Source organism: uncultured Gimesia sp., from assembly GCF_937919775.1.
In the GTDB taxonomy this organism is placed as follows: domain Bacteria; phylum Planctomycetota; class Planctomycetia; order Planctomycetales; family Planctomycetaceae; genus Gimesia.
On the sequence record NZ_CALFPF010000390.1, the window covers coordinates 1 to 5,684 of the forward strand.

4 protein-coding genes and 1 tRNA gene are annotated in these 5,684 nt (G+C 50.5%); 3 read left to right on the forward strand and 2 right to left on the reverse strand.

The window, feature by feature from the left end:
- The 3 genes from rsmB to Q0294_RS10720 all read left to right on the forward strand — a co-directional run.
- A partial coding sequence (gene rsmB, locus Q0294_RS10710) for a 16S rRNA (cytosine(967)-C(5))-methyltransferase RsmB (RefSeq protein ID WP_299464634.1) occupies positions 1–1,302 on the forward strand: 1,302 nt, incomplete at its 5' end.
- A gap of 216 nt (positions 1,303–1,518) precedes the next feature.
- Positions 1,519–2,844 (forward strand): DNA-directed RNA polymerase subunit alpha C-terminal domain-containing protein, encoded by a 1,326-nt coding sequence (locus Q0294_RS10715; RefSeq protein ID WP_299464637.1) that lies wholly within the window; start codon positions 1,519–1,521, stop codon positions 2,842–2,844.
- Positions 2,845–2,984: 140 nt separating this feature from the next.
- Positions 2,985–3,055, forward strand: a tRNA-Gln gene (locus Q0294_RS10720).
- Between the two features lie 85 nt (positions 3,056–3,140).
- Here Q0294_RS10720 and argS read toward each other — a convergent pair.
- Positions 3,141–5,105, reverse strand: a complete 1,965-nt coding sequence (gene argS / locus Q0294_RS10725; RefSeq protein ID WP_299464641.1) for an arginine--tRNA ligase — start codon at positions 5,103–5,105, stop codon at positions 3,141–3,143.
- A 116-nt stretch (positions 5,106–5,221) separates the two neighbouring features.
- Positions 5,222–5,647, reverse strand: coding sequence for a ribosome silencing factor (gene rsfS, locus Q0294_RS10730; RefSeq protein WP_299464644.1), 426 nt, complete (start codon positions 5,645–5,647; stop codon positions 5,222–5,224).
- Positions 5,648–5,684: the final 37 nt, after the last annotated feature.

The window sequence follows — 5,684 nt, forward strand, 5'->3', positions numbered from 1 at the left end:
CGCTGTCATGATCAGTTTATCAGCGATTCTCTCCAGAGTTGGGAACGTCGCATCGATCTTTCTTCTCTGGATCGCCGCCTCGCAATGGAAATCAGCATCGGCGTGATTCGACGGCAGCTGACTCTGGATACATTGATTGAAAGCCAGTTGACCCGCCCACGGGAAAAAGTGGAGGCTCCTTTATGGACGCTTCTGCAGATCGGCGTGTATCAACTGGTCATCCTCGATCAGATTCCCGACCATGCCGCTGTCTCAGAGACCGTCGAACTCGCGGCAAAACTCAACAGGGTTCGCTGGAAAAAAATGGTGAATGCCATATTGCGCTCCGTCGGCAGGCTCATCACCGATGACATCGCGACGGCACCAAAGGCCAATGCAATTCCCCTGAATTTCGAGCGTTACCGCTGTTTTGCATCAGATCTGTTTGATGATCCGGAAACAAACCCGGCTGGTTATCTTTCGAAAGCGTTCAGTTTTCCGCTCTCATTGATTTCCGACTGGCTCTCGCAATATGGGTTACAGCAGACGCTGCAGATCGCGCAGTGGTTTAATCAACGCAATAAACTTTACTTGCGTGTGAACGAATTGAAAACGAGCCGGGAAGATCTGCTGAAGGAACTGGCGGAAGCAGGTATTCAGGCCAGCCCGGGATCAGAGCCCCAGTCCATCAGGCTGGAAGAAGCGGTTTCTCTGGAAACGCTGACGGGATTTAATTCCGGAATGTTTACTATTCAGGATGAATCCGCGATTGCGGCAGGAAACCTGCTCAATCCTCAACCAGGTGAAACCGTATTGGATCTCTGTGCTGCTCCCGGAACCAAGACCACGCATCTGGCCGAACTGATGCAGAATACGGGCACGCTCATCGCCACTGATGTCAGTGATGAGCGGCTCGACAGGATCGAAGAAAACGCGTCGCGACTGGGACTGAATATGATTCAGCCTCAATTGATCGACTCACACGAAAAAGTCCTGCCAGGAGCCCCCTTTGATGCCATTTTAGTGGATGCGCCCTGTTCGAATACCGGGGTGCTCGGGAAGCGTCCTGAGGCACGCTGGAGAATCGATGATGCTTCCCTCCGGGAACTGAATGTCATTCAGCGAGATCTGCTGCAACGCGCCTTGAATCATTTGAAACCGACGGGCAGACTCGTTTATTCAACCTGCTCCTTCGACTCCAGAGAAAATGAAGCGTTGCTGCAAAGTGTTCTGGTATATTATCCAGACCGAAAAATAGTCCGGGAAAATCGACACTTGCCTGGAGCTCCCGGTGATGGCGGTTATCAGGCGCTGGTCCAGTAATGTTGATGGTGTGTGTTCGTTAGATCACTGGTCTGGGCCTTGTTTAAGCCTGAGGTACATATCCACAGCCGGAAAACAGGTTAAACAAGCCTTGATGGTTGCCGTTTGTCTAAACAGATTGTAAGATTTGGGTCTATGAAATTTTGCAATAGTTTGTGTGAATAGAATCTATTGCCTGCTTCCATCTGCGCGCTAGCTGCAATAAAGGAAAATAGTGTGAGTGTAGAAGAATTAATTGACGTGAAAAGTGTGTTACAAAGTTCTGACAGCGTGGGCTATTCTGATGTAGAACGGTTGTCAGAAATCGTTTGCTCTGATCAGGTTGCTGAGCTACGCAGCGAAGTACAGGCTCTCGTCAAGAACATATCTGAGGGTCAGGCTTCACTGGGACTTCATGCGAGAGCAGGTATTGCCTTGCATTTGCTGGGCCAGCATAAAGATGCTGTTTCGCAACTGGAAAAAGTTCAGGATAATGCCACGGCCAGCTTTTTTCATGCTGTGTCTTTAATGGCAGTGAAACGATATGAGGAAGCAGATGCCCAGTTGGAAGCAGCAGCGAAGCTGGGTTATGATTCCATTGAGTGTTCCCTCCGCAGAGCAGAAACTCTCCGTCTGATGCGCAAACTGGATCAGGCAGAAGCCATTCTGTCTTCTATCGCCAAGGACGCCGCCGGCCGTGCTGAGTATTCCTTTCAGATGGGATGTATTCGCTCTGACCGGGGCGATTTATACGGGGCGATTGAATACTTTGAACGCGCCGTCGATATGGATCCGCGGCACTCACGTGCGATTTTCCGTCTGGCAGGAGAAAATGCTTCACGGGGAAACGACGAAGATGCGATCCGCCTCTACGAACAGTCTCTTTCCAGTCCTCCCTTTTATCTGGGAGCGATCCTGAATCTGGGACTGCTCTATGAGGATATGGAAAACTATCCAGCCGCTGCGTTCTGTTTCCGTCGTATTCTGGAAGCAGATCCGTTGAATGAAATGGCTGCGATGTACCTGAAGGACATCGAAGCTGCTGACAACATGTATTACGATGAAGAGACCGCTCGCAACGAAGCACGCATGAAGCAGTTGCTGGATCGACCGGTCACCGACTTCGAGCTTTCCGTTCGCAGCCGCAACTGTCTGCACGCGATGGATATTCATACGCTGGGCGATCTGACACGTGTCAGCGAAAACGATCTGCTGGCCGGTAAGAACTTCGGACAGACCTCACTCGACGAAATTCGTGAGATGCTGACTTCGTTCGGTTTGCACATCGGACAGAACCTGCACGAATCTCTGGGGCAGGAAGGTGGCTACGCAGCCTTGCCGCCGGAGTTGGCAGACAACCCGGTTACGGAAAAACCAATTTCCGATCTCGGACTTTCCGTGCGATCGCGAAAATGTATGTCGCGACTTGGAATCGGAACGATGGGCGAACTACTGCGTCGCAGTCCGGATGAGTTGCTGGCCAGCCGTAATTTCGGTGTGACCTCACTTAATGAAATCCGCGAAAAACTGGGCGAAATGGGCCTCAAACTGCGTAACGACTAGTGAATCTGAAAGTTACGGAATTTCCCTGAGAGAACTCTTGCCAGATCTTTAGGGATTCAATAAACTCCAGACGCCGGGTTCATCACTCTTTGAGCGGTGAACCCGAGTTGAGCTGCTGTGTCTGAAAATAGCAAACACATTACCCGGTAGTGTAATGGCAGCACAACAGATTTTGATTCTGTTAGTCAAGGTTCGAGCCCTTGCCGGGTAATATTAATGAAAAAACGCACTCCGATCTGGAGTGCGTTTTTTTTACGTCGTATGTGTTTTGAAGTTGGCTGACGGGATGTTAAAACCTACATTCGCTCGCAGGTGCGGATTCCCAGCAGAGACAAGCCGTGATTGATCACACGGGCGGTTAAATCGCAGAGCAGCAGGCGGCTCGTCTTCACCTGTTCCTCTTCCGCTTTCAGTACATGGCAGTTGTTGTAGAAGGTACTGAATAGATTCGAGAGCTCAAACAGGTAGTTAGTCAGGTAATTGGGCCGGGCCTCAATGGCCACGCTTTCCAGAATTTCCGAATACCGATTGATCTGCAGCGCCAGGGCGCGTTCACTTTCTTCTGTCAGGCAGAGCACAGCCTGTTCGTTCCGCAGGGCACTCCGGTCAATATTCCCTTTACGGAAGATGCCACAGACGCGAGCGTAGGCATACTGCATGTAAGTCGCCGTATCGCCGCGGTTCGCGAGCATTTTGTCCCAGTCGAAGACATAGTCGCTGTCCCGGTTATGTTTCAGGTCGGCGTATTTGATTCCCCCCAGACCGACGACTTCTGCGATCTGCTGGCGTTCTGCTTCACTCAGTTCCGGGCCATCAGGTTTGGCATCGTCATTTTCTGCGACGATGGCGTGAGCCCTCTGGATCGATTCATCCAGCAGGCTTTCCAGTCCCACCGTATCGCCGGACCGGGTCTTGTAAGGGCGTTTGTTTTTACCCAGAATGGTTCCAAAGCTCACATGCTGTAATGCCAGCTCCGTAAAGCCCCACTGCTTGACAGTGGCAAACAGCAGTTGAAAGTGTTCGCTTTGCCGGGAATCGACGACATAGAGTACGCGGTCTGCTTTCAGTTCCTCAGCACGATATTTGATCGTGGCGAGATCCGTTGTGGCGTAGGTGAAGGCGCCATCCTGTTTCTGCACGATAAAGGGGGCTTCAAAGCCTTCCATGAACACGCAAATCGCGCCCTGGCTTTCCTGGGCCAGTCCCTTCTGCTTCAGGTCAGCCACCACATCAGCCAGCATCGGCTGATAAAAGCTTTCCCCCAAAGTCATGTCGAAGTGAATGTCGAGTCGATCATAAACGGTCTGGATCGCATCCAGGCATTCCGGCAGGAACTGTTTCCAGAGCGCGAGATTGTCCGCATCGCCTGCATGGAGCCGGGCGGTCTCTTCACGTGCCTGCCGTGCGATGTCCGGAAAGGCGATTGCTTTGCTTTTTAAATCTTCGTCCTGCTCGAATTCAGTCAGCTTTTCCTGCATTGAAGTCAATTCGGCTTTTCGTTCGCCGATGTCAGATTTTAATTTCTTCAGCTGCTTCTGGATTTTTTTGTCTGTCAGGTTGGCGGTTGTTTCCAGTGTCTGCAGTTTTGATTCGAGATTTTCGGTCTCGGTCTGTCGCAGCGGAACCGCATTCTGCGTGGCATGATAATCCGATAATTGATTCACCAGCCGATACAGGCGTGCCAGCTCGTTCACGGGATTTATCTGGAACGCAGCTTCGTTGAGGAAATGCTTATACCCGAAAATGATCATGCCGAACTGGGTTCCCCAGTCACCGATGTGGTTGTCGCCGACAACGTCATGCCCCAGAAACTGCAGCACGCGATAGTTGGCGTCCCCGATCACCGAACTCCTTAAGTGTCCCACATGCATCGGCTTGGCGACGTTAGGGGCTGAAAAATCAACCACCACTTTTTGAGGCGTTTTGGCGGGAGAAACGCCCAGTCGTTCATCCGGAACAAGTTGTTTTGTCAGGCCTTCCAGCCAGTCCTGTTTCAGTTTGATATTGATAAACCCGGGGCCGGCCACTTCCAGGGGTTCGCAGAAGTCAGACAGATCTACTTTTTCCGCAATCTGGACTGCAAGGTCTCGGGGCTTGATTCCGTCTAAACGAGCCGCCAATGGCATGGCAAAATTTGCCTGGTAATCACCAAATTTGGCATCCTGAGAGGCTTTCAGCATTTCAATGACGGAAGACGGATCGTTGGTCCATTCTGCTAAAACGGGTTCAAATCGGCTTCTGAGTTCATCGAGAATATTCATGTCACATTTCCAAGAGGGGTACTCTGGTGTCTATCTTCAAGGAAGACAGTATGGCGATTTGATTGATGCCCGGAATACACGCTGGTGGCTGAGAATCATTGAAACGGTGATTCCTGCTACTCAGGATCCGCTTTAGAAGGCTGCCAGTCCACTTTTTTGGCATCGGCCCAGAGGCGTTCCAGGTCGTAGAGCTCGCGTGCATCTTCTGTGAAAATATGCAGCACGATGTCTCCATAGTCACCGAGAATCCATTCGCTGTCTTTGCCTTCGATATTGCGTCGATGCGTACTGTCGCGTTTCATTAAAATGCGAACCTCATCGGCAATCGCATGACTTTGACGCATATTGGATGAGGTCGCGATAATAAAATAGTCAAACAAAGGCGTGATTTTAGCGACATCAAGGACGACAATGTCTTTACCCTTGAACTCATCACAGACTTGAGCACACAGACAGGCACGTTTTAAGCTGGACGCACCTTCAATAGATTCCGATTGTTGAGAAGGTTCAGTATTAATTTCTTGACCTTTAGCCTGTTTCAATTACTTAAAATAAATCTAATGCGTATTGAATAATAAA

What these genes read in the sequence shown, in the direction of transcription:
- argS (WP_299464641.1), bottom strand. Translation starts at nt 5,105, where the DNA reads ATGAATATTCTCGATGAACTCAGAAGCCGATTTGAACCCGTTTTAGCA.